Below are 21,838 nucleotides of genomic sequence, written 5' to 3' on the forward strand. Positions count from 1 at the left end.
TCTGCCCACCGACAGGTGGCGCCCGATGTCCTGATGCCCCGAACTCCACCTCCGTCACCGGAAGCCGGTTGACGGGTCATCCGGCATTCAGGTTCATCCGAAAACCCACCGGCCGGGGTGGCGTAAAAAGGCGTCAAGACTCTCGATCTCGCCATATGGATTCCGTATGGAGTCGCGGGGCGGAGGATTCCGATGTCTACGATCCATCTTTGCCGAGTAGAAAGATGGATCTGACATGAAACCCCTGTCCCGCCTCAAACGCGCTCTGGCCTGCGGAATCGCCGCAGTCGCCGGGGTCGCCGGCCTGACCGTGCAGGCCCAGGCCGCGGAGTCACCCCTCCACGCGGACAAGACCTGCGGAACCCCGGCCTCGGTGGGCGGCGGCAACTGCATGACCGCGCTGATCGGCTCCGCCTTCGACACGATCAGGCTCATGCGCAACGCCGCCAACCTCAACAAGCTGGACAACGCGGAGTTCACCCAGAGCACCGCGTCGAAGTTGAGCGCGAAGTTTCCCGGGTTCAACGTCATGGTGTTCAAGACCGTGGGCACCGACCTGTATGACACCGAGTGGTTCAAGAACGAGTACAAGTCCGACATGAAGGGGGTGTTGATCGACACCACCTACAAGCTCAACCATTTCATGGACAAGGAGAAGAAGGAGCCCTCCGGCTACGACATATTCCGGATCTGGGTCTTCCAGGGGGACTCGACCATCCGCAACCGCGGCGACGGCGGTTACATGAACTGGGCGTTCATCGGCAATGACGGCGACACCGTCAAGAAGGAGCCGTGGACCTGCCGGGCGGGCACCGCACGGCCCTACAAGTGCGACGGCGACGTGCGCACCATCCACTTCCCCGCGCGGTCCGGCTACGGCACCAGGACCGGCAGCCTGACCCCCGACTCCAGCCCCGGCTACCACGCCTGCCTGGACGTCAACGGCAACGGCAACGCGAACGGCACCCCCGTGCAGATGTGGGAGTGCAACGGCAGCGACGCCCAGAAGTGGACCTACAACGGGTACAAGCTCCAGGCCGCCAACGGCAAGTGCCTCGACCTGGAGGCCAACAAGACCGCGAACGGGACCAAGCTCCAGGTCTGGGACTGCCTGGAGATCCCCGGTCAGCGCTGGAACATGTCGGCCAGCGGCGGTTTCCGGCACATGGCGGACATGGACGACCGGTCCAAGGACGTCTGCATCGACGACTTCAACGGCCAGACCGCCAACGGCAGCACCGTGGCGGCCTGGGCCTGCGGCTCCGAGGACAAGCGGGACGCGCCCAACCAGAACTGGGCCTGGGGCGGCACCCCGCCGACCACCAACCCGCCCACGCCCGGCGGAGGCGGCGGCAGCAACGGCGCCGACGTGACCCTGAAGCTCGACAACGGCCTGGGTGCCGTCCCGGTCAACGGCTCCGCCGGCGCGTCGGTCGTCGCCGGGATCCGGGGTGGCAACGAGTCCAAGTGGAAGCTCACCCCGGTCGGCGGCGGTCGCTACCGGATCACCAGCTCGTACGGGCTGGAACTCACCGAGAACAGCAACTACATGGCCGAACTCCAGCCGTGGAGCAACTCCTCGAAGCAGAAGTGGGAGCTCGTCGGAGTCGGCAACGGCAAGTACCAGATCCGGATCTCCGACGACGACTGCCTCGCCCACGACGCCGACTTCAAGCAGCTCGGCGTGTGGACGTGCAAGTCGGGCTGGCAGCAGGCGTGGGTTCTGGAGTCCGCGTCCGGCGGCGTGATCACCCCGACCGATCCGACCAACCCGACGAAGCCGGACCCGAAGCCCAAGCCGGACCCCAAGCCGAAGCCGGACCCGAAGCCGGACACCAAGCCGACCGTCCCGACCGAGCGGCCGCTGTTCCTGAAGCTCTCCAACGGCCTGGGCGCCTCGGCCCCCACCGAGACCTCGACCTGGGGCGCCCCGATCGTGGGCGGGATCCTGGGGTACAAGGGGTCCACCTGGACGATCAAGCCGCTGGGCGGGGACCGCTACCGGATCGTCAACGACCTCGGGTACAACCTCACCGAGAACCCCGAGACCTACGTCGCCGAGCAGCAGGCGTGGGGCAACACCTCCAACCAGAAGTGGGAGTTCGTCGGCCTCGGCAACGGCAAGTACCGGATCCAGATCGGCGACGACGACTGCCTCACCCACGACTCCGACTTCAAGCAGCTCGGGGTGTGGAGCTGTGAGGGCGGCTGGAAGCAGGAGTGGTCCTTCCAACTCCTCTGACCGACCAGGCCAGGCCGGCCCGTATCAGGCCAGGCCGGAGTCACGGCGAAGGGCGCCGGCCGCACGGCCGGCGCCCTTCGCCGTTCTCAGCGGGCGCCCCGCCCGGAGGCGGCGTGATAGCGCAGGCCGTCCATCAGGAGGTCGAGGAGGCGTTCCATCCGGGTGTGGTGCTCGGGGGTGGTCGCGGCCATGGACAGGCCGCTGAGGCTGAACAGCACGTCCTCCGGTTCGACGTCGGCGCGCAGCGCGCCCGACTCGGCCCCGGCCCGCAGGAGTTGGGTGATCGCGGCGGTCAGCATCGCGCGGCTGTGCGAGAAGGGGTCGCTGCCGGAGGCTATGAGCGCGCGCAGCGCGTCGGACATCCCGCGCTTGGTGGTCATGTAGCGGACGAAGCCGTCCATCCAGGCGCGCAGCGCGGCGTCGGGCCCCCTGCCGTCCAGCAGTTCCGCGGCGGAGTCGCACAGCTTGGCGAGTTCGCTGCGGTAGACCGCCTCGACGAGTTCCTCGCGGGTGGCGAAGTGCCGGTAGAGGGTGCCGATGCCCACGCCGGCCTCCTTGGCGATCGCCCCGAGCGTCGCGTCCGGCCCGTCCTGGGCGAAGGCCCGCGCGGCCACTTCGATCAGTCGGTCGCGGTTGCGGCGCGCGTCGGCGCGCAGCGGCCGGGGGTCGGCGGTGGTCACGGCTGGTCCTCCTCGGGTTGCAAACGGAGGATGCTCCGCTTAGCCTGGAGACATGCGGAGGGCCCTCCGGTTTTCACTCTACCGGCCGCCCCCTCCCGCGCACCCCCAGCTCCGGTCACCCAGCCAGACGGGAAGATCATGAACGCCAACACCCCGCGCCTCACCACCCCCTTCGGCGCCGAGTCCACCGCCGCCGAGGTCGTCTCCGGCACCGACCTGACCGGCCGCCGCGCCGTCGTCACCGGCGGCGCCTCCGGCATCGGCGTCGAGACCGCACGCGCCCTCGCCTCGGCGGGCGCGCAGGTCACCCTCGCGGTCCGCAACCTCGACGCCGGCGCCCGCACCGCCGAGGACATCACCGCGACCACCGGCAACAAGGACGTCCGGGTCGCGCCGCTGGACCTCGCCGACCAGGCCTCCGTCGCCGCGTTCGTCGCCGCCTGGGACGGGCCCCTGCACATCCTGGTCAACAACGCCGGCGTGATGGCCTCGCCCGAGCTCCGCACGCCGGAGGGCTGGGAGCTCCAGTTCGCCACCAACCACCTCGGGCACTTCGCGCTGGCCACCGGCCTGCACGCGGCCCTGGCCCGGGACGGCGGCGCCCGCGTGGTGTCCGTCAGCTCCAGCGCCCACCACCGCTCCCCGGTCGTCTTCGAGGACATCCACTTCCGCGAGCGCGCCTACGAGCCCTGGTCCGCCTACGGCCAGTCCAAGACCGCCAACGTCCTGTTCGCGGTCGAGGCCGCCAAGCGCTGGGCGGCGGACGGCATCACCGTCAACGCCCTGATGCCCGGCGGCATCCGGACCGCCCTCCAGCGCCACGTCTCCGAGGAGGAGCTCGACCGGCTGCGCGCCCAGGCCGCCAACGGCGCGGAGCTGCTGTGGAAGACCACCGAGCAGGGCGCGGCGACCTCCGTCCTGCTCGCGGCCTCACCGCTGCTGGCGGGCGTCAGCGGCCGCTACTTCGAGGACTGCAACGAAGCCGTCCGCGGCGAACTCAGCGCCCGCAGCGGCGTCGCCGACTACGCCCTCGACCCCGAGGCGGCCGCCCTGCTCTGGCAGGTCTCGCACGACACCCTGGGCAGCCGCGACTGACGGTCCGCGGCAGAACGCCCCGCGCTCCGCTCCCCCGACTCGCCGAGGGGAAGCGGAGCGCGGGGCGGGCCCGTTACCTGCGCGGTCCCGCCAGGGCGTAGGCCCCGGCGCCGGTCACCAGCAAGGCCACCGCGGCCCAGGTGGACGCCTCCGTGCCGGCCGGGTAGACCATCCAGCCGAGCGACTTCCCCACGACGTTGGGCGGCATCGGCGGGACGAGGACGGTGATCGCGAGCCAGCCGGTCGGCAGGGTCCAGGCGAGGTGCGCCCCGCACAGCACCACCCCGAGCCCGGCCAGGCCGACCAGGCCCGCGCTGTCCCGGACGACGACCTCGGTGGGGGCGAACTTCGGCCCCGCCGCCTGGACCGCCAGCAGCGCCGCACCGGCGACCGCGCCGATCAGCAGCGCGTGCGCCGCCCGGCGGGGCGCCCACCGGATCGCGGCCGTCCTGTCCAGTGCGGGGTCCTGCCCGCCGAGCCCGACGGAGCCGGCCGCCACGCCCGCGGCGAGCACGAAGTACGCGACCGGGTTGATCGAGTCCGCCGCATCCGCCGCACCCGTACCGCCGCCCCGGTTGAAGGCCCACACCACCAGCGCGATGAACGTGACCGCGGCGGCCGACGTGGGCACCTGCCGTGAACGCGCGTACAGCATCAGCCACCTCACTGCGACGCCTCCCCGGCCAGCTTCTGCATCTGCTTGTACCCCGCGCAGGAGAGGGCGGCGGCGTGCAGCTCGACGATCTGCGAGCGCTGCTCGGCCGGTGGCAGCGCCATCAGCTTCTGCCACGCGGCGTCGGCCTCCGCCCAGAGCTTGATCGCGTACGCGTCGGTGCCCTTCTCCTTCAGCGGTTGGAGCTGGGGGTCGTGGAGGGCCCAGCTCACGGCGAGGCTCTGGCCGAGGACGTCGTAGCTCCCCCCGCCCTCCCGGTCGTTGTCCGGGTAGCAGCTCGGTGCCAGGCCCCTGCCGATCAGCGCGCGGGTCAGCTTCTCACCTGTCGCGTCGGCGAGCATCCGATCGTTGAAGTCGACCAGCAGCACGTCTGCGGAGAGTTCGCGCGCCTCGGCGAGCTCGTGCAGCGCGGTGTCCTCGCGCACCGAGGTCGGCGCCTTGTCGCCCAGGACGTCGTGCAGCACGCGCATCGCGTCCTTGCTGCGCAACGCGAGCTCGGCCAGGCGCGAACGGCTCGCCTGCGTCACGCACACCGGCCCGTCGCACACCAGCGTCGCGGCGGCCTTGTCGACGACGTAGGTGTCGCGCGCAGCGGCCGGGATGACCAGCAGGGCCAGGGCCAGGCCGGCCAGGACGGGAGTCACCGCGAGCAGCCGGGCCCGGCGGGTCACGGCCACCAGCAGCGCGAAGCCGGTGGCGAGCAGGCCGAGCAGCCAGAGCGTCTGGCCGAGGTGGACGGAGCCGGCCAGGGTCAGCAGCATCTGCCGCGGCTCCGCGGTCGCCGGGTTCAGCTGGGCGAAGCGGTTCGACACCCTGCCCGTCGGTACCGCCCCTTCACTGTTCACGCGCAGGAGCAGGCCCGTCGCCACGAGGACGACCACCACCAGCGCCGGCGGGGTGAGGACGGAGGGCAGCGCCCGCGCGACACCCATGCCGAACACGGCGCCCGCGACCAGGGCCAGTACCGCCACCAGTGAGATCGGCAGCCACCCGAGGGGGGTGTAGGTGGTCGGACCGAGCGCCACCTGGATTCCGCCCGCCAAGACGAGCAGGCCGAAGCCCGCCGCCAGCGCGAGCGCGATCGCACCGGTCGGCAGCGCCGCACGGCGCCAGGCCGGCAGCGGCGTGGTCGACAGCAGCTCGGTCATCCCCGAGCGGGGTTCGCGCAGCCCGTACACCGCCCCGATGCCGACCACGAACGGCCACCAGAAGGACAACAGGGACCGGGTCCACATGGCCATGGTGGTCCACTGGGCCGTCCACCCCGCGGTGCCGTGCCACCAGAACGCGTCGAACGGGAAGAAGACCGCCAGGCTGCCGCCCAGGACGACGACTCCGGCCCACGGGGCGGCGGAGCGCTTCAGTTCGGTTCGCAGCACACGTCCGTTCACCAGGCGCTCCCCTGCTGCCCGGAGTTGCGGAGCAGCGCCGAGTAGCCGCGCTCCAGGGGGCTGTCGCCCGGGTGGTCGGGGCTGCCTGCCGCACCCAACTCGTCCGGCGTGCCCTGGAAGACGAGGCGGCCGTCGGCGAACAGCACCACGTCGGAGCAGGCGGCCGCGACGTCCTCGACCAGGTGGGTGGAGACGACCACGCAGGTGTCGCGGCCCAGGTCCTGCAACAGCTCGCGGAAGCGCAGCCGCTGCGCCGGGTCCAGGCCGGCCGTCGGCTCGTCCAGCAGCAGCACCGCGGGGGAGTTGACGATGGCCTGGGCGATGCCGGCCCGCCGCACCATGCCGCCGGACAGGGTCTTCATCCGGTGGTCGGCGCGGTCCGCCAGGCCCACCCGTTCCACGGCCCGTTGCACGGCCCCGGGGATGTCCGCCTTCGGCACCTCCTTCAGCCAGGCCATGTACTCGACGAACTCGCGCACCGTGAAGCGCTTGTAGTAGCCGAAGTCCTGCGGCAGGTAGCCGATCTGGCGGCGCAGGGCCCGGTGGTCGCCCACCCTGCCCCCCAGGGAGGTGCCGAGCATCTCCAGTTCGCCCTCGGTGGGGCGCAGCACGGTGGCCAGCGTCCGGATCAGGGTGGTCTTACCCGCCCCGTTGGGCCCGAGGAGCCCGTGGGCGCCGATGCCCAGGGACAGGTCGAGCCCGTCGACGGCCATCTTGCTCCGTCCGACGCGCACCCTCAGGCCGCTGGCCCGGATCTCCCAGGCGTAGGTCTTCGGCGCGGTGTCGGCCGCGCTCGCCGTATACGTCATGCGATGGTCCCTTTCCAGGGTGGACATGGGTTTCACAGCGTTGAGTACGCGTCCCTGCGGGTGATCACGGCGCAGATGCCGAGCGCGAGGAGCAGCCCCCACACGGGCAACTGGTCGCGGTGCAGGGCGAGTTCGAGGACGGCGGGGATGCGGCCGGTGACGAACGCGGGCACCACGACGGCGGCGCCCCACCCGGCCACCAGCCCCACGGCGGCGCGGGTCACGCCGACCACGCTGCCCAGCGCCAGGGCGGTGGAGGTGAAGGCCAGGGAGGGCAGCAGCCACTGCGCGACCGTCGTGTTCCCGGTCAGCCATCCCCCCAGCAGGAGCCCGGGCACGACCACCACGAGGACCGCGGTGGTGCGCCTGAGCAGCAGGGCCAGGCCGGCCCGGGCGGTCGAGGCCGTCAGTTCGTACGCCGGGTCCAGACCGCGCGACCACGATGCGGCGACACCGCACAGCGGCAGCACGGGCGCGATCAGCGCCACCATCGAGGCGCCGCCGAAGACCTTCGCCGGCGCGGCCACGTCCAGCAGCAGCGCCACCAGGGTGACGACGGCGGTCATCGCCAGCCACGGGGTCATGGCCGGTGTCAGCCAGGCCGACACCCACGTCGGGCGGTGCCGCCGCCGGGGCGCCCCGACGGACACGCCCAACTGCGCGTCCAGACCGGCCCGGACGGTGTCGACGAGCGCGGCGACGCCGGGCGCCTCGGTGGCCACGGAGGCCGCCAGCAGGCTCCGGCACGGCGCGCACGTCTCCAGGTGGGCCTCCAGCGCCCACACCGTGTCCGCGGCCATCGCCGTGTCACCACGCGCGTAGTCGTCGATCAGCCGCCTCGACGCGTGTTCCGCGTTCATGCCAGCGCCTCCCGCATCGCGATCCGGGCCCGGCGGGCACGGGTCTTGACCGTGCCTTCGGGCAGTCTGAGCAGGACGGCGGTCTCCCGGACGGAGAGCCCGTCGAGCACCGTCGCCTGTAGTACGTCTCGGAGTTCCGGCGCCAGCCGCCGCAGGGCGTCGCCCACGTCGCCGCCGACGGTCCCGGCGAGCGCCTCCTCCTCCGCCGCGGGCACCACGGCCCGCTCGGCGGCGGCGGCCGGCGGTTCGGCGTGGTGGGCACGACGGCGGAAGGCGTCGACGAGGCGGCGCGCCGCGATCGTCCACAGCCACCCGACGGCCGTCCCGCCGACGGCGCTCCCGGCGAACGCGCCGGCCGCGCGCCACACCGCCAGATAGGTCTCCTGCATGACCTCGGCGACGATCTGCTCGTCCGCGCAGCGACGGCGCAACCGCACCGCCAGCCACGGCGACGTGCGCCGGTACAGCTCGTCGAACGCCGCGCGGTCACTTCTGGCGATCAGCCGGACGAGGCGTTCCTCGTCCAGCTCGTCCAGTGCTCTCCTGCGTGATCTCACACCAGCCAGACGCCCGCGACCGCGCGCAGGTTCTGCGTTCGACGTGACCTGCGTCACATGAGAGCAGCGCAGGAAGTCGACCTACCCGACTTCCTGCGCTGCGGCCACCTCGACACCCTTCAGTCGGGCAGGTTCCCGTCGCCCCCCAGGTTGGCGACCATCCGACGCAGGACGTCGATCGTGGTCGCGAACTCGGCCGCGCCGATGCCCTCGTGCGTCTGCCGGTGCACCCGCAGATTGCGCTCCCGCGCCCGGAGGCGGCCGGCCTCCCCCGCCTCGGTCAGCGTCATGGCCCCCGCCTCCTCCGTCAGCCACCCCCGGGCGACGAGGTCGTCGAAGACGCCGCCGAAGTCGATCCCGAGGTCCTCGTACCTCGCCAGCCGCTCGACCAACGCCGCCCGGGTCCACCGGCCCGGATCTCCGGCCACGTGGTTGAGCGTCCACCAGTGCGGCTGCGTGAGGTCCTCCACCGCCAACTGCGCACGGAGGGCCCCGACCACCCGCCGGCACGCCTCACCGCTCCACGCGCCGATGGGCTGGGCGGCCAGCTCCTCCTGCGAGTACTCCCGGACTGCCATGTCCATTCGCCCCCCTCAAGCGATCACCGGAACACGGCCACCGTAGAACCTCAACCGCCCTTGAGATCAAGGCTGGTTCAGAAGGCGGCCGCCCGGATCAGGCACCTGTGGCGGCAGGCACCCCGGCGCCCTACCGGTCCTCGGCCGTCCGCGCCAGCAGCGCGATCTCGGCCGCCACCGCCTCCGGTTCGGCCGCGACGCTGACGTGGGCGACGCCGTCCAGCCCGGAATGCGTGCCGACCCGCACCGCCCGCTCGGCGTTGCGCAACAGGTCGAAGTCGTTGATGTCGTTGCCGAAGGCCGCGTACGCGCCGATGCCCATCGACGTCAGGGCCTCCCACTTCGTCGTGGAACCGGGCGCGAAGTCGATGATCGCCTCGTCGAGGTGGTGGTTCACCATCAGCCCGAGCCCCCGGCCGGCCTCGGCGAGTTCCGCCATGTCCGACGCCTCGACGACCAGGAACTTCACCACCTCGGGCAGCTCGGCCAGCTCCACCCGGCTCGCCAGGCCGCCCTGGTCGACGCGGCCCCGGATCGGGTGGTCCACCGGCCCGGTGTACGCGTAGTCCCAGGGCCCGTCCGCGAGATAGCCCGCCTCGTAGCGCGCGACCGCCGCCATCAGCCCGCCCAGCACCGCCGGTTCGAACACGGCCCGGGCCCGCACCTGCCCGTCGACCGACACCAGGCTCCCGTTCCCGCCGATCAGCATCGCGGCCGGGAAGGCGCCGTCGAGCACCGGCAGCATGTCCCGAACCGGCCTGGCCGACGCGAAGACCACCCGGTACCCGGCCCGCTCGCACTCCCCGATCGCCGTCAGGATCCGACCGTCGATCGTCCGCCCGTCGAAGCAGAGCGTGCCGTCGAGATCGAAAACCACCGTGCGGGTGCGAAGGTTGACCATTCCCGGATGATATCCGTCCGTTCAGAGCCCGCGATGTGATCCCCACGACGCCGCCCCCGACACCCGTTCGACCGCGATCGCCACCGGTGCTCCAACCTCCCGAAAGCCGCTTGCCGGGCGGGCGACGGCCCCCGTACCGTCGCCCGACATGACCCCGACCCTGCGTACCGAGCGCCTGCTGCTCGACCCCTACGTCCTCGCGGACGAAGAGGACTTCGTGGCGCTGTTCCAGAACCGGCAGGTGTCCCGGTGGATGGGCGACGGCCCGCAGTCCGAGGCCGAGGACCGGGCCCTGTTCGGCCGCGTCTTCACCCAGGTCTACGCCTCGAACCGGTTCGACGTCTGGGCCGTGCGGCACGACGGCCGCCTCGTCGGGCACGCCGAGATCAAGCCCACCACCGTGGTCGAGGGCTTCGAGATCGTCTACGCGCTGGCCCCGGAGGCGTGGGGCCGCGGCCTGGGCACCGAACTGGCGGCCGCGATCGTCGACTACGGCTTCACCGCCCTGGGGCTGGCCGAGGTGCACGCGACGGTCGCCGACGCCAACCTCGCTTCGCTGGCGTTGCTGGGCAGGATCGGCTTCCGGCACGTCCGCGACATCACGGAGGACGACGGCAGCACGACCCGCCTGCTCACCCGGGGCCGCGCCGATGCCTCCGGGGCCGCCTCGCCGTAGCTTTCCCGCCGGAGCAGAAACGCCGAGGCCGGAAGGACCGAGGCCGGAAGGCCGGAACGAACGCTCCCCCGATCGGGGGAGGCCCCCCATGAGCTGCGCCGCAATACTGGTGATCATGATCAGGGGAATCCGGCCGCTGCTGCGCGGCTCCACGTACTCAGGCGTACTGTTCGCCTTCCTCGGCGCGCTGGCGAGCCTGCCGCTGCTGCCGTTCGCGATGCTGCCGATGATGGCCTGGCCGTCCGGCCCCTACCTCGCACGGGCGGTGCTCACCCTGCTGGCCTGGGCGGCGCTGCTCGCCGTGGTCGGGCTGGCCCGCACCACCCGGCGGGTGCTGATCGGCGGCGCCCGCCGGCTGCTGAGGGTGCCGCTGCCGGATCCGGTGTCCGACACCCGGGCGGCGGACACCCCCGGCACCGACCGCTGGCGCACCCCGCTGTGGCTGCTGCTGCACGTGGCGCTGGGCTGGGTGGGGGGCCTGGTGAGCCTCGTCCTGCTCGGCGCGGCCGTGGCCCTGCCGGGCGGCTGGGTCTCCGGTGATGCCCGGCTGAGCTGGCCCGGCCGGTCGGTGCAGGTGACGGGCGTCTGGAGCTGGGTGGTGGCGGCGGCCTGCCTGCTGCTGGCGCCGGTGGTGTGCGCGGCGGTGGCGAGCGCCCTGCGCGGTCTGGCCCCGCAGCTGCTGGGGCCGTCGGCGGCCGAGCGGCTGGCGATGGCGGCGGAGCGGGAGCGCCGGCTGGCCGAACGCAACCGGCTGGCGCACGAGTTGCACGACTCGATCGGGCACACCCTGACGGCGGCCACGATCCAGGCGGCGGTGGCGGGCGAGGTGCTCTCCGCCGACCCGGTGGCGGCGCGGGCCGCCATGCGCAGCATCGAGGAGTCGACCCGGGCCGCCCTGGAGGACCTGGACTACGTGCTGGGTGCGCTGCGCGAGGAGGAGTCGGGGGCGGCCCCGGCCCGGACCTTGGCCGACCTGCCCGAGCTGCTGGACCGGTTGCGGCACGCCGGCGCGGTGGTGGAGCCGGAGCTGTCCGGCGAGCTGGCGCAGGTGCAGGGGACGCTCTCCCGGGCGGCGTACCGGATCCTCCAGGAGGGGCTGACGAACGCGCTGCGGCACGGAGCCGGCGGCCCGATCGAGGTCCGGGTGGCGGCCGGGCCGGACACCCTGGAGCTCAGCGTGGTCAACCGGACCGGGACGGGTCCGCGCCAGGGCGCCTTCCCGACGTCCGGCCACGGCCTGCCGGGCCTGGCCGAGCGGGTCCGGCTGCTGCACGGCGAGATCGAGGCCGGGCCGGACGGGCCCCAGGCCTGGCGGCTGGCCGTGCAGTTGCCCGTGCGGTTGTCGGCATGACCGGCCCGGACCCCACCGACGCCCCGGGCAACGCCCCCGTCACCCTCCTGATCGCGGACGACGACGAGGTGACCCGCAGCGGCCTGCGCACCCTGCTCGCGGTGCAGCCGGGGATCACGGTGCTCGGGGAGGCGTCCGACGGCGTCGACGCGGTCGACCAGGCGCAGCGGCTGCGGCCGGACGTGGTCCTGATGGACGTACGGATGCCGCGCCGCAACGGGATCGAGGCCACCCGGCAGCTGCTGGCCGAGTCGGCCGCGCCGCCGAAGGTCGTGGTGATCACCACCTTCGAGAACGACGGCTACGTCACCGCCGCGCTCAGCGCGGGGGCGAGCGGGTTCGTGCTGAAGCGGCTTCCGGTGCGGCAGATCGCGGAGGCGGTGCGGGTGGCGGCGGCCGGGGAGGCGATCCTCTTCCCGGCGGCGCTGCGCCGGATGGTCTCCGCCCGCCCGCTGGACTCCGCCGAGGCGCTGCCCCGGGCGGCGTTGACGGTGCGGGAGGAGGAGGTGCTGCGGTCGATGGCCACGGGCCAGTCCAACCCGGAGATCGCGGAGTCGCTCAGGGTGAGCCTGGAGACGGTGAAGACGCACGTCGGGAACGTGCTGACCAAGCTCGGCGCGCAGAACCGGACCCACGCCGTGGTGATCGCGTACGAGTCCGGCCTGGTGGTGCCGGGGCTCGCCGGCTGACCGGCCGCCCCGACGACCCCCTCACCTCCCGGTCAGGAATCCAGCTCGCCGAGGAAGTCCAGCGCGATGGCCCAGGCCCGCTCCGCCGCCTCGGCGTCGTAGTCGGCCAGCTCGGTGTCGGTGAACAGGTGCCCGGCGCCCCGGTAGCGGTGCACCTCGACGTCGGCCCCGGCCCGCCGCATCCCCAGGTACCAGGCGTTCAGCCAGTCCTCGGTCTCGAACGGGTCCGGCTCGGCGACGTGCAGCTGCACCGGGATCTCGGTGGCCGCGTCCTCGCGCAGGTCGGAGGTGCCGTGCAGGAGCAGCAGGCCGCGGGCCTTGTCGTCGGCGAGGGCGAGGTTCTGCGCGAGCGAGCCGCCGAGCGAGAAGCCCGCGTAGACCAGGCCGCCGTCCGACAGCGGAGCGGCGGCGGTGACGGCCCGGCGCAGCAGTTCCTCGCTGCCGCCGACCTCCTCCTGGTACGCCAGTCCGGCCTCGATGTCGTCGAAGGTCCGCCCGTCGTACAGGTCCGGGGTGTGCACGGTGTGCCCGGCGGCGCGCAGCCGGTCGGCGGCGGCGTGGACGGCGGGGCGCAGCCCGAGGGCGGAGTGGAAGAGGACGATCTGGGCCACGGTCGGGGTCCTTCGGCAGCTGAGGGCGGGTACTCCCCCATGATCCCGCATGATCCGGCGACCCGACTTCCCCGGCCGGCCCGCCCCGACTTCCCCGGCCTGCCCGCACCGAACCGCAGCCCCCTTCCCCTCCACGACGGGTCGTCAGGTCACCTGATTTACCTACGCTTTACTAACGGGTAACCTTCCGGACGTGAACGATCTTGTCCATGACATGACCCCCGCCCACCCGCGCCGCCGCCAGGTCCTGAAGGCCGGCGCGCTGGCCGCCGGCGCGACCGCCGCCCTCCCGATCGCCCTCCCCACCCCCGCCGAAGCCGCCGAGCCGGCCCAGGCCGCCGGAGCCGCCCAGGCCCCCGGAACCCCCGAAGCCGCCCCCCACTTCCTGCACGGCATAGCCTCCGGCGACCCCCTCCCCGACGGCGTCCTGCTCTGGACCAGGGTGACGCCCCGCCCCGAGGCCGTCCCCGGCTCGGGCCTCGGCCCCGACACCGAGGTCCGCTGGGAGCTGGCCGCCGACCAGGCCTTCACCCGCGTCGTCGCGAGCGGCACGGTGACCGCCACCGCCGTCGCCGACCACACCGTCAAGGCCGACGTCCGCGGCCTGACCCCGGACACCCCCTACTGGTACCGCTTCACCGCCACCGCCACCGCCGGTACCGGCACCGCCGCCTCCCCCACCGGCCGCACCCGCACCACCCCCGCCACCGACGCCGCCCTCTCCCGGCTGCGGTTCGGCGTCGCCTCCTGCGCCAACTGGGAGGGCGGCTACTTCTCCGCCTACCGCCACCTCGCCGCCCGCGGCGACCTGGACGCCTTCCTCTTCCTCGGCGACTACATCTACGAGTACAAGACCGGCGAGTTCTGCGCCCGCGGCACGGTCGTGCGCCCGCACGCCCCCACCCACGAGATCCTCACCCTCGCCGACTACCGCACCAGGCACGGCCAGTACAAGACCGACGACGACCTCCAGGCCCTGCACGCCAAGCTCCCGACCATCGCGATCTGGGACGACCACGAGTTCGCCAACGACGCCTGGTCCGGCGGCGCCGAGAACCACACCCCGGGCACCGAGGGCGCCTGGGCCGACCGGATGGCCGCCGCCAAGCAGGCCTACTTCGAGTGGATGCCGGTCCGGCCCTCGATCGCCGGCACCACCTACCGCCGCCTGCGCTACGGCAAGCTCGCCGACCTGCACCTGATGGACCAGCGCTCGTTCCGCTCCCAGCAGGCGAAGACGGGCAGCGGTGCCGTCGACTCGGCCGACCGCACCCTCGCCGGCCGCGCCCAACTGGACTGGCTCAAGGCCGGGTTGTCCGCCTCCGACACCACCTGGCGGCTGATCGGCAACGAGGTGATGATCTCCCCGGTCGCCTTCCTCTCGCTGCCCGACTACCTGCTGCGCCCGCTGGCCAAGCTGCTCGGCCTGCCCGGCGAGGGCGTGGCGGTCAACCCCGACCAGTGGGACGGCTACACCCACGACCGCCGCGAGCTGCTCGGCCACCTCAAGGCGAACGGCATCACCAACACCGTCTTCCTGACCGGCGACATCCACTCCGCCTGGGCCGCCGACGTCCCGAACGAGGCCGCCACCTACCCGCTGTCCGGCAGTGTCGCCACCGAGTTCGTGGTCACCTCGGTGACCTCCGACAACGTCGACGACCTCCTGAAGGTCGCCCCGCAGACCGTCTCACTGGCGGCCGGCACCGCGATCAGGACGGCCAACCCGCACGTCAAGTGGGTCGACCTGGACTCGCACGGCTACGGGATCCTGGACATCACGCCCGAGCAGACGCAGATGGACTACTACGTCCTCTCCGACCGCACCCGCAAGGACGCGACCAGCAGCTGGACCCGCTCCTACCGCACCCGCACCGGCACCCAGCGGATCGAGCGCGCGAACGCCCCGATCGCCTGACCCCACCCCGGGCCCCACCCCGGACATCCACCCCTGTCACCCGCCCCGGGCCCGCCGCACCCACGCGGCGGGCCCGCAGCACGACGGCCCTACGACACCACGTCCTTGCGCGCGAACCCCCGGAACGCCAGCGCGAGCAGCACCGCCGCGTACGACAGCGACAGCGAGACGCCCTGCACCATGCCGCCCCACTCCAACTGCGGCTGCAGGGCGTCCGCCCAGGCGTACTGCCAGTGCGCGGGCAGCCACTCCCGCAGGCCCCCCAGCGCCGTGACGGCGTCCAGCACCCCGGTGATGATCGACGCGAACACCGCCCCGCCGACGGCGCCCAGCGGCGCGTCCGTCGCCGTGGAGAGCCAGAACGCCAGCGCGGCGATCACGATCTCGGCGAGGAACACGTAGGCCGCCGCGACGGCCAGCCGGGGCAGCGCCTCCCCGGCCGAAAGGCTGGCCCCGGTGGGCAGCTTGAGGTCCCCCCAGCCGTACGCGGCGGTGCCGACGACCAACCCGATCAGCGGCAGCATCGCCACCGCCACCGCCGAGAACGCCAGCCCGACCGCGAACTTGCGGGCCAGCAGCCGGGCCCGGGGCACCGGCGCGGCCAGCAGGTAGCGCAGCGAGGACCAGCTCGCCTCGGAGGCGACCGTGTCGCCGCAGAACAGCGCCACCGGGATGACCAGCAGGAAGCCGGTGCCCACGAACAGCATGGTGGCGGCGAAGTTGGGCCCGGACGCGGTGGCCAGGTCGATGAAGGTGGTCCGGTCGGGGCGGCTCGGGGTGCCGCCGATCTGGAACGCGGCCAGCATCACGAACGGCAGGGCGGCCAGCACCGCGCCGATCACCAGGGTGCGGCGGCGCCGCAGTTGGCGCATCGCCTCCACCCGCAGCGGCAGCGTCCGGCCCGCCCGGTACCCCTCGGCGTGGTCCGCCGACACGACGCCGCTCGCGCCACTGCTCACATCGCTGCTCACGTCACCGCTCACGTCACCGCTCGCCCCACCACTCACGCCACTGCTCACGCCGCACCTCCGATCAACGACAGGAACGCGTCCTCCAGCCGCCGCTGCGGCCCGGCGCTCTCCACCGGCACGCCGAGGCGCACCAGTTCGGCCAGCAGTTCGTGCGCCGCCAGCCCGTCCAGGCGCACCAGCAGCCCGCCCTCGACGGCCTCCGCCGACCCGACCCCGGCCAGCGCGCCCACCTTCTCGACGACCGACCCGGGCTCGTACCCGGCGGGCACGCCGAGGAACAGCAGCTCGCCCGCACCGACGATCTCGCCGACGGCTCCGGTGGTGATCAGCCGCCCGCGGTCCATCACCACCAGGTCCGTACAGCTCTGCTCGACCTCGGCGAGCAGGTGGCTGGAGACGATGACGGTACGGCCGGCGGCGGCGTACCGAATCATCACCTCGCGCATCTCGCGGATCTGCGGCGGGTCGAGCCCGTTGGTCGGCTCGTCGAGGATCAGCAGGTCCGGCATCCCGAGCATGGCCTGGGCGATGGCGAGCCGCTGCCGCATGCCCTGCGAGTAGGTCCGCACCGCGCGGTCGAGCGCCTCGCCGAGACCGGCGATGGCCAGCGCCTCGTCGAAGCGGGCGTCCTCCTCCGGCCGGCCGGTGGCCTGCCAGTACAGCCGCAGGTTGGCCCGGCCGGTGAGGTGCGGCAGGAAGCCCGCGCCCTCGACGAAGGCGCCGACCCGGGAGAGCACCGGTGCGCCGGGGCGCACCAGGTGGCCGAAGATCCGGATCTCGCCCGCGTCGGGCCGGATCAGGCCCATCAGCATCCGCAGCGTGGTGGTCTTGCCGGCGCCGTTGGGCCCGAGCAGGCCGAGCACCTGCCCCTGCTCCACCCGGAAGCCCAACTCCCGCACGGCGTAACGGTCCTGAGCGCCCTTGTAGCGCTTGCTCAGGCCGGTGATCTGCAACGGCACCCCGGCCAGCGCCGGATCGTACGCCGGCCCGTCGCCCGCCCCCCGCCGACGGCGGCGCAGCAGCCGGGGCGACAGCACCAGGCCGAGCGCCACCACGACGGCCGCCAGCGGCAGCAGCCAGGTGCGCGCGGGCAGCGGCGTGGCCTCGGTGACGAGTTCGTCGTCGGTCGGCACGGTGAGCGCCCCGGCCGGCGCGACCCGGTAGGTGGCGGGCTCGACGGGCGAGGCGTACGCGAGGTCGGTGGCGGCCAGGACGAGCCGCAGCCGGTGCCCGGCGGCGAAGGTGTGGTCGACGGCGGGCAGCGCGACCGTGACGGTGCGGCCCGCGTCGGCGCCGGTGACCCGCAGCGGGGCGGCGAGCTGCTGCGGGAGCACGGCCTTGCCGTCCGGGCCCACGTCGTACAGCTTGGCGAAGAGCACCGCGTCCGGCCGGTCGGCGTGCACCTGGACGGGCACGGTGGGCTGCCCGGTCAGGTGCAGCGGCTGGTCCAGCGGCGCGGAGTCGAAGGCGGCGTGCTGGCCGGGGAAGTCGAGCGACAGCCCGGCGCCCAGCGATGCGGCCTGGCTGAGCGCGCCGATCCCGGGCAGCGTCGAGATCCCCGGCGGGGCCCCGCCGGGCGGGTTGGCGATGGTCTGCTCACCGCCGGCCAGTTCTACACCGTGGGAGCCGGTTCCGCCCAGGCCCGGGTAGCGGTCGGCGGAGGCGCCGCGCAGCACGGCCTGGAAGCCGGTGGAGTCGACGCCCCCGGTGCGGGTGACCCGGAACGCGGGGCCGGTGTCGTCGCCCTGCCCCTTCAGGTAGTGGTCGAACCAGGCGGTCACCCGGTCGTCGACCCGGGCGCTGGTGTCGGTGCCGCCGTCGTGCCCGCCGGCGAACCAGTCCACCGAGACGGGCGCCCCGTTGGCCGCGACGGCCCGGGCGATCCGGTCGCCCTGGTCGAGCGGGAACAGCGAGTCCTGCTGGCCCTGCACGACCAGGGTGGGCGCCTTGAGCTGCGCGGCCACCGAGGACGGGCTGGAGCGGTCCAGCAGCGCGACAGCCTCCGGGTCGGCGTGCCCGGCGGTGGCGACCCGGTCGTACATCTGGCAGAGCGACTCCAGGAACCGCCCGCAGCCGACCGGCCCGCCCGCGGCGTCGCCGCCCTGCCCGGCCCCGCCACCGCGCGGCGCGCCGCCGGAGGGCCCGAGGTCGCCGGCCGCGCCGGTGGTGAAGAAGATCCCGGCCCAGAGCTTCTTGAACACGCCGTCGACGGCGCCCGAGCCCTGCACGCCCTGCGGGAACAGCGCGTCGGCGAGGTTCCACCAGGTGATCTGGGTGGCCACCGCGTCGATCCGGTGGTCGTACGCGGAGGCCAGCAGCGAGACGGCGCCGCCGTACGAGGCACCGGTGATGCCGACCCGGGGGTCGCCGGGCCCGTCGAGCTGCACCTCGGGCCGCTGGGCCAGCCAGTCCACCAGGTGCTTGACGTCCTCGACCTCGCGGTCGGGCGCGTTGAGGCCGATCTTCCCGCCCGAGTGCCCGAAGCCGCGCGCCGACCAGGTCAGCACCGCGTAGCCCTGCCGGGCCAGCTGCTGGGCGCGTTCGCGCTCGCCGTCCTTGGAGCCACCGAAGCCGTGCGCGAGCAGGACCGCCGGGCGCGGGGTGCTGCCGGTGGTGAAGAAGGAGGTGTCCACCTGGACCTGCTGGTCACTGCCGGGGGTCTCCGGCATGGCGAGGAAACGGTCCTCCTGATGGACCGCCGGCTCACCGCCGGACGCCACCGTCGCCGTACCGACCCCGGCCACCACCACCAGGGCCACCGCACCGGCCACCACCCTGCGCCGCACCGTCGTACCCCGGCTGCGCCACCGGCGCCACGCCCCACCGAACTCCATGGGGGCTGATCGTATCCGCCCCCCGGGTAGGCGTCCGATAAGGCCACCACCGAAGCCGCCGCTTCCGCCCCGTTCACCCCGTTGCGCCCTGGTACGGCACGGGACGACGGAGATCCCCGCACCCCACCAGGGGTACGGGGATCCGCAGGGCGCGCCCTACAGCACCCGCGTCATCGTCCGATGCGGTATCCCCGCGTCCTCGTAGACCGGGCCCTCGGCCGCGTACCCCAGCCGCTCGTAGAACCCCAGCGCCCGCACCTGCGCGTGCAGTTCCACCTCGACGGCCCCGCGGTCGAGCCCGGCCGCCTCGATCGCCCGCACCAGCTGGGCCCCGAGCCCGGTCCCCCGGGCCGCCGACACCACCGCGAGGCGTCCGAGCAGCACCCTGCCCTCGACACCCCCGGTGAGCTTCAGCGCCTGCTCCCCGAAGATCAGCCGTCCGGTCCCGAGCGCGGTCCCGTCCGCCGCCACGGCCAGCAGGTGCACCGAGGTCGCGTCGTACTCGTCGTACTCCAGCTCCTCCGGCACGTTCTGCTCGACGATGAACACCTCGCGCCGCACGTCCCGCACCAGCGCCAGGTCCGCGGCGCCCGCCGCGGTCCGGATGGCCGCCGTCATCTCAGCTCTCCGACGAGATGATGTCGAGCGCCTTGCGCAGGTCGGGCGAGTACTCGCTGGAGAACTCGACCCACTGCCCGTCCGCCGGGTGCTCGAAGCCGAGCGACACGGCGTGCAGCCACTGCCGGGTCAGCCCGAGCCGCTTGGCCAGCGTCGGGTCGGCGCCGTAGGTCAGGTCGCCCACGCAGGGGTGGCGCAGCGCGGACATGTGGACCCGGATCTGGTGGGTGCGCCCGGTCTCCAGCTTGATGTCGAGCAGCGAGGCCGAGCGGTAGGCCTCGATCAGGTCGTAGTGGGTGACGGACGGCTTGCCGTCCTTGGTCACGGCCCACTTCCAGTCCGAGCTGGGGTGCCGCCCGATCGGCGCGTCCACGGTGCCGCTCAGCGGGTCCGGGTGCCCCTGCACGAGGGCGTGGTAGCGCTTCTCGGTGATCCGGTCGTGGAACTGCCGCTTGAGGTCGGTGTACGCGCGCTCGGACTTGGCGACGACCATCAGCCCGGAGGTGCCGACGTCCAGCCGGTGCACGACGCCCTGGCGCTCGGCGGCGCCGGAGGTGGAGATCCGGTAGCCGGCCGCGGCGAGCCCGCCGATGACGGTGGTGCCGGTCCAGCCGGGGCTGGGGTGGGCGGCGACGCCGACCGGCTTGTCGACGAGCACGATGTCCTCGTCGTCGTGGATGATCCGCATGCCCTCGACCGGCTCGGCGATGATCCGCACGGGGGCGGCGGGGGCCGGGATCTCGACCTCCAGCCAGGAGCCGGCGGTCACCCGGTCCGACTTTCCGGCCACGGCGCCGTCGAGCGTCACCTTGCCGTCGGCGGCCAACTCGGCGGCCTTCGTCCGGGAGAAGCCGAACATCCGGGCGAGGGCGGCGTCGAGGCGCTCGCCCTCCAGGCCGTCGGGTACGGGGAGGCTGCGGATCTGCGCTGCGGTACTCACCCGTACGAGTATGCCGGAACCGCGGCCCTCCGCCGCCCGCCCGACCGCCCGGGGCCCCTGCTACTCGGTCTTGCCGCCCTGCTGGTGGACGGTGCCGTCCGGGTTGCTGCCCCGGAAGGAGAGCAGCACGACGAGGATTCCGCCGCAGACGATCGCCGAGTCGGCGAGGTTGAAGACCGCGAAGTGCTGGACGGAGATGAAGTCGACGACGTGCCCGCGGAAGACGCCCGGCGAGCGGAACAGCCGGTCGGTGAGGTTGCCCAGGGCCCCGCCGAGCAGCAGCCCGAGCGCGATCGCCCAGGGCAGGCTGTACAGCCGGCGGGCGATCCGCCAGATCACCACGATGACGGCCGAGGCGATCATCGTGAAGACGACGGTCAGCGCCTGCCCCATGCCGAAGGCGGCGCCGGAGTTGCGGATGACCTGGAAGGTGACGACGTCCCCGATCACCTTGATCGCCGCGTGGTTCTCCAGCCGGGCCACGACCAGCAGCTTGCTGCCGAGGTCGATCAGGAAGGCGAGCAGCGCGACGACCATCAGCACGCCGACCCGCCGACGGCCCTTCGGCGCCTCCGCCGCGGCCGGGGCGCTCGCCTCGGTGGGCCCAGCAGGCTCGGCGGGCTCGGTGGACTCGGCCACGGCCACCTCCACGGCTTCGGCGGGGGTCGGGACGGCGTCGTCCCGCGTCTGGGGGGAACCTTGCGTACTGATGATCCGCTCCGCTGCCGGTGGAGCTCCCCCGGTTGGAGGTGGGGGAGGGTGGGCCCATTGGTCGCCGTACCGGACACCTCCGAACCGGACGTGTCCCGAGGATTCAGGCGACGTTACGGGGTCGAGCGTACGGCAAGCCCGACCCCCTGCGCCGCCCCGGTCGGCCGCGTCAGCGGCGTTCCTGCTTGGCCTTGCACTGCACGCAGAGCGTGGCCCGGGGGAAGGCCTGCATCCGGGCCTTCCCGATGGCCTGCCCGCAGGACTCGCAGGTGCCGAAGCCGACGCCCTCCAGCCTGGTCAGGGCCCGCTCGGTCTGGGCGAGGCTGTCCCGGGCGTTGTTGGCGAGCGCGAGCTCGCTCTCCCGCGAGATGTTCTTCGTACCGGCGTCCACCTGGTCGTCACCGGCTCCGTCGTTGGAGTCACGCATCAGGCCGGAGATGGCCGCCTCGGCGGCGTCGATCTCGTTCTGCAGCCGCTCCAGCTCGCTGATGAGCTCGGTGTGCAGCTCGTGGACCTCGTCGGTGGTCCACGGGTCCTCGCCGGGCCGGACCGGCAGCGTGGCCGGGTCCACCGACTCGGCGCCGCGCGGCACGGTGACGGTGTCGGTGCTGCTCTTCTGCCGTGCGGTAGTGGTCACGGTCCCCTCCCCTGGATCGGCCGCCACGGCCTTGCGTGCCCGCTTGGTGGCGGTACCCGCGCCGGTTGCCTTCTCAGCCATGGCTTCGACCCCATC

General features: G+C 73.2%; 21 protein-coding genes. 6 read left to right on the forward strand and 15 right to left on the reverse strand.

Annotation, left to right across the window (positions count from 1 at the left end; translation table 11 throughout):
• The first annotated feature begins 235 nt into the window (after positions 1–235).
• Complete coding sequence (locus AB0P03_RS12670) at positions 236–2,242, forward strand: ricin-type beta-trefoil lectin domain protein (RefSeq protein WP_363628761.1); 2,007 nt, start codon at positions 236–238, stop codon at positions 2,240–2,242.
• A gap of 86 nt (positions 2,243–2,328) precedes the next feature.
• Here AB0P03_RS12670 and AB0P03_RS12675 read toward each other — a convergent pair whose 3' ends face one another.
• Positions 2,329–2,922 (reverse strand): TetR family transcriptional regulator, encoded by a 594-nt coding sequence (locus tag AB0P03_RS12675; protein ID WP_363628763.1) that lies wholly within the window; start codon positions 2,920–2,922, stop codon positions 2,329–2,331.
• A 138-nt stretch (positions 2,923–3,060) separates the two neighbouring features.
• Here AB0P03_RS12675 and AB0P03_RS12680 point away from each other — a divergent pair, with 138 nt between their 5' ends.
• Positions 3,061–4,017 (forward strand): SDR family NAD(P)-dependent oxidoreductase, encoded by a 957-nt coding sequence (locus tag AB0P03_RS12680; protein WP_363582884.1) that lies wholly within the window; start codon positions 3,061–3,063, stop codon positions 4,015–4,017.
• Positions 4,018–4,090: 73 nt separating this feature from the next.
• On the opposite strand, the gene AB0P03_RS12685 is transcribed toward AB0P03_RS12680, so the two are convergent.
• The 7 genes from AB0P03_RS12685 to AB0P03_RS12715 form a co-directional block, all read right to left on the reverse strand.
• Positions 4,091–4,684, reverse strand: a complete 594-nt coding sequence (locus AB0P03_RS12685) for a hypothetical protein (RefSeq protein WP_363582886.1) — start codon at positions 4,682–4,684, stop codon at positions 4,091–4,093.
• A complete protein-coding gene (locus AB0P03_RS12690; RefSeq protein WP_363582888.1) occupies positions 4,681–6,081 on the reverse strand; it encodes a hypothetical protein in 1,401 nt (466 codons plus the stop codon). The genes AB0P03_RS12685 and AB0P03_RS12690 overlap by 4 nt, the downstream gene beginning before the upstream one ends.
• Positions 6,078–6,890: an ABC transporter ATP-binding protein gene (locus AB0P03_RS12695; RefSeq protein ID WP_350884316.1), complete on the reverse strand. Its 813-nt coding sequence runs from the start codon at positions 6,888–6,890 to the stop codon at positions 6,078–6,080. Before AB0P03_RS12695 ends, AB0P03_RS12690 begins: the two co-directional genes overlap by 4 nt.
• A gap of 32 nt (positions 6,891–6,922) precedes the next feature.
• Positions 6,923–7,750, reverse strand: a complete 828-nt coding sequence (locus tag AB0P03_RS12700) for a zf-HC2 domain-containing protein (protein WP_363628764.1) — start codon at positions 7,748–7,750, stop codon at positions 6,923–6,925.
• Entirely contained in the window at positions 7,747–8,307 is a 561-nt protein-coding gene (locus tag AB0P03_RS12705) for an RNA polymerase sigma factor (protein ID WP_350884320.1), read from the reverse strand. Before AB0P03_RS12705 ends, AB0P03_RS12700 begins: the two co-directional genes overlap by 4 nt.
• 119 nt (positions 8,308–8,426) lie before the next feature.
• Positions 8,427–8,891, reverse strand: a complete 465-nt coding sequence (locus tag AB0P03_RS12710; RefSeq protein ID WP_363582892.1) for a MarR family transcriptional regulator — start codon at positions 8,889–8,891, stop codon at positions 8,427–8,429.
• Between the two features lie 124 nt (positions 8,892–9,015).
• Complete coding sequence (locus AB0P03_RS12715; protein ID WP_363582894.1) at positions 9,016–9,786, reverse strand: HAD family hydrolase; 771 nt, start codon at positions 9,784–9,786, stop codon at positions 9,016–9,018.
• Positions 9,787–9,934: 148 nt separating this feature from the next.
• On the opposite strand from AB0P03_RS12715, the gene AB0P03_RS12720 reads away from it, so the two are divergent.
• The 3 genes from AB0P03_RS12720 (at position 9,935) to AB0P03_RS12730 (ending at position 12,502) form a co-directional block, all read left to right on the forward strand.
• On the forward strand, positions 9,935–10,462 hold the full coding sequence (locus AB0P03_RS12720; RefSeq protein ID WP_363582896.1) for a GNAT family N-acetyltransferase: 528 nt from the start codon (positions 9,935–9,937) through the stop codon (positions 10,460–10,462).
• 115 nt (positions 10,463–10,577) lie between these two features.
• Positions 10,578–11,813: a histidine kinase gene (locus AB0P03_RS12725; RefSeq protein WP_363628766.1), complete on the forward strand. Its 1,236-nt coding sequence runs from the start codon at positions 10,578–10,580 to the stop codon at positions 11,811–11,813.
• Complete coding sequence (locus tag AB0P03_RS12730; RefSeq protein ID WP_363628767.1) at positions 11,810–12,502, forward strand: response regulator transcription factor; 693 nt, start codon at positions 11,810–11,812, stop codon at positions 12,500–12,502. The genes AB0P03_RS12725 and AB0P03_RS12730 overlap by 4 nt, the downstream gene beginning before the upstream one ends.
• A gap of 32 nt (positions 12,503–12,534) precedes the next feature.
• Here the strand turns inward: AB0P03_RS12730 and AB0P03_RS12735 are convergent, their stop codons facing one another.
• The gene (locus AB0P03_RS12735; protein ID WP_363618886.1) at positions 12,535–13,164 is read right to left on the reverse strand and encodes a dienelactone hydrolase family protein; all 630 of its coding nucleotides are present in this window, start codon (positions 13,162–13,164) and stop codon (positions 12,535–12,537) included.
• 163 nt (positions 13,165–13,327) lie between these two features.
• Between AB0P03_RS12735 and AB0P03_RS12740 the strand changes: the two genes are divergently transcribed.
• Entirely contained in the window at positions 13,328–15,031 is a 1,704-nt protein-coding gene (locus AB0P03_RS12740) for an alkaline phosphatase D family protein (RefSeq protein WP_363628882.1), read from the forward strand.
• Positions 15,032–15,120: 89 nt separating this feature from the next.
• Here the strand turns inward: AB0P03_RS12740 and AB0P03_RS12745 are convergent, their stop codons facing one another.
• The 6 genes from AB0P03_RS12745 to AB0P03_RS12770 form a co-directional block, all read right to left on the reverse strand.
• Positions 15,121–16,002 carry an ABC transporter permease subunit gene (locus AB0P03_RS12745; RefSeq protein WP_363628768.1) on the reverse strand — a complete coding sequence of 294 codons (882 nt, stop codon included), beginning with the start codon at positions 16,000–16,002 and terminating at the stop codon, positions 15,121–15,123.
• A gap of 44 nt (positions 16,003–16,046) precedes the next feature.
• Positions 16,047–18,836, reverse strand: coding sequence for an alpha/beta fold hydrolase (locus tag AB0P03_RS12750; protein ID WP_363628770.1), 2,790 nt, complete (start codon positions 18,834–18,836; stop codon positions 16,047–16,049).
• Between the two features lie 156 nt (positions 18,837–18,992).
• Entirely contained in the window at positions 18,993–19,454 is a 462-nt protein-coding gene (locus AB0P03_RS12755; RefSeq protein ID WP_363618884.1) for a GNAT family N-acetyltransferase, read from the reverse strand.
• Position 19,455: 1 nt separating this feature from the next.
• The gene (locus AB0P03_RS12760) at positions 19,456–20,394 is read right to left on the reverse strand and encodes an RluA family pseudouridine synthase (RefSeq protein WP_363582910.1); all 939 of its coding nucleotides are present in this window, start codon (positions 20,392–20,394) and stop codon (positions 19,456–19,458) included.
• A gap of 60 nt (positions 20,395–20,454) precedes the next feature.
• Complete coding sequence (gene lspA, locus AB0P03_RS12765) at positions 20,455–21,033, reverse strand: signal peptidase II (protein WP_363628772.1); 579 nt, start codon at positions 21,031–21,033, stop codon at positions 20,455–20,457.
• Between the two features lie 241 nt (positions 21,034–21,274).
• Positions 21,275–21,742, reverse strand: coding sequence for a TraR/DksA family transcriptional regulator (locus AB0P03_RS12770; protein ID WP_244293330.1), 468 nt, complete (start codon positions 21,740–21,742; stop codon positions 21,275–21,277).
• Positions 21,743–21,838 lie beyond the last annotated feature (96 nt).

The sequence above is a fragment of the Kitasatospora sp. NPDC088779 genome, assembly GCF_040685395.1.
Classification (GTDB): domain Bacteria; phylum Actinomycetota; class Actinomycetes; order Streptomycetales; family Streptomycetaceae; genus Kitasatospora.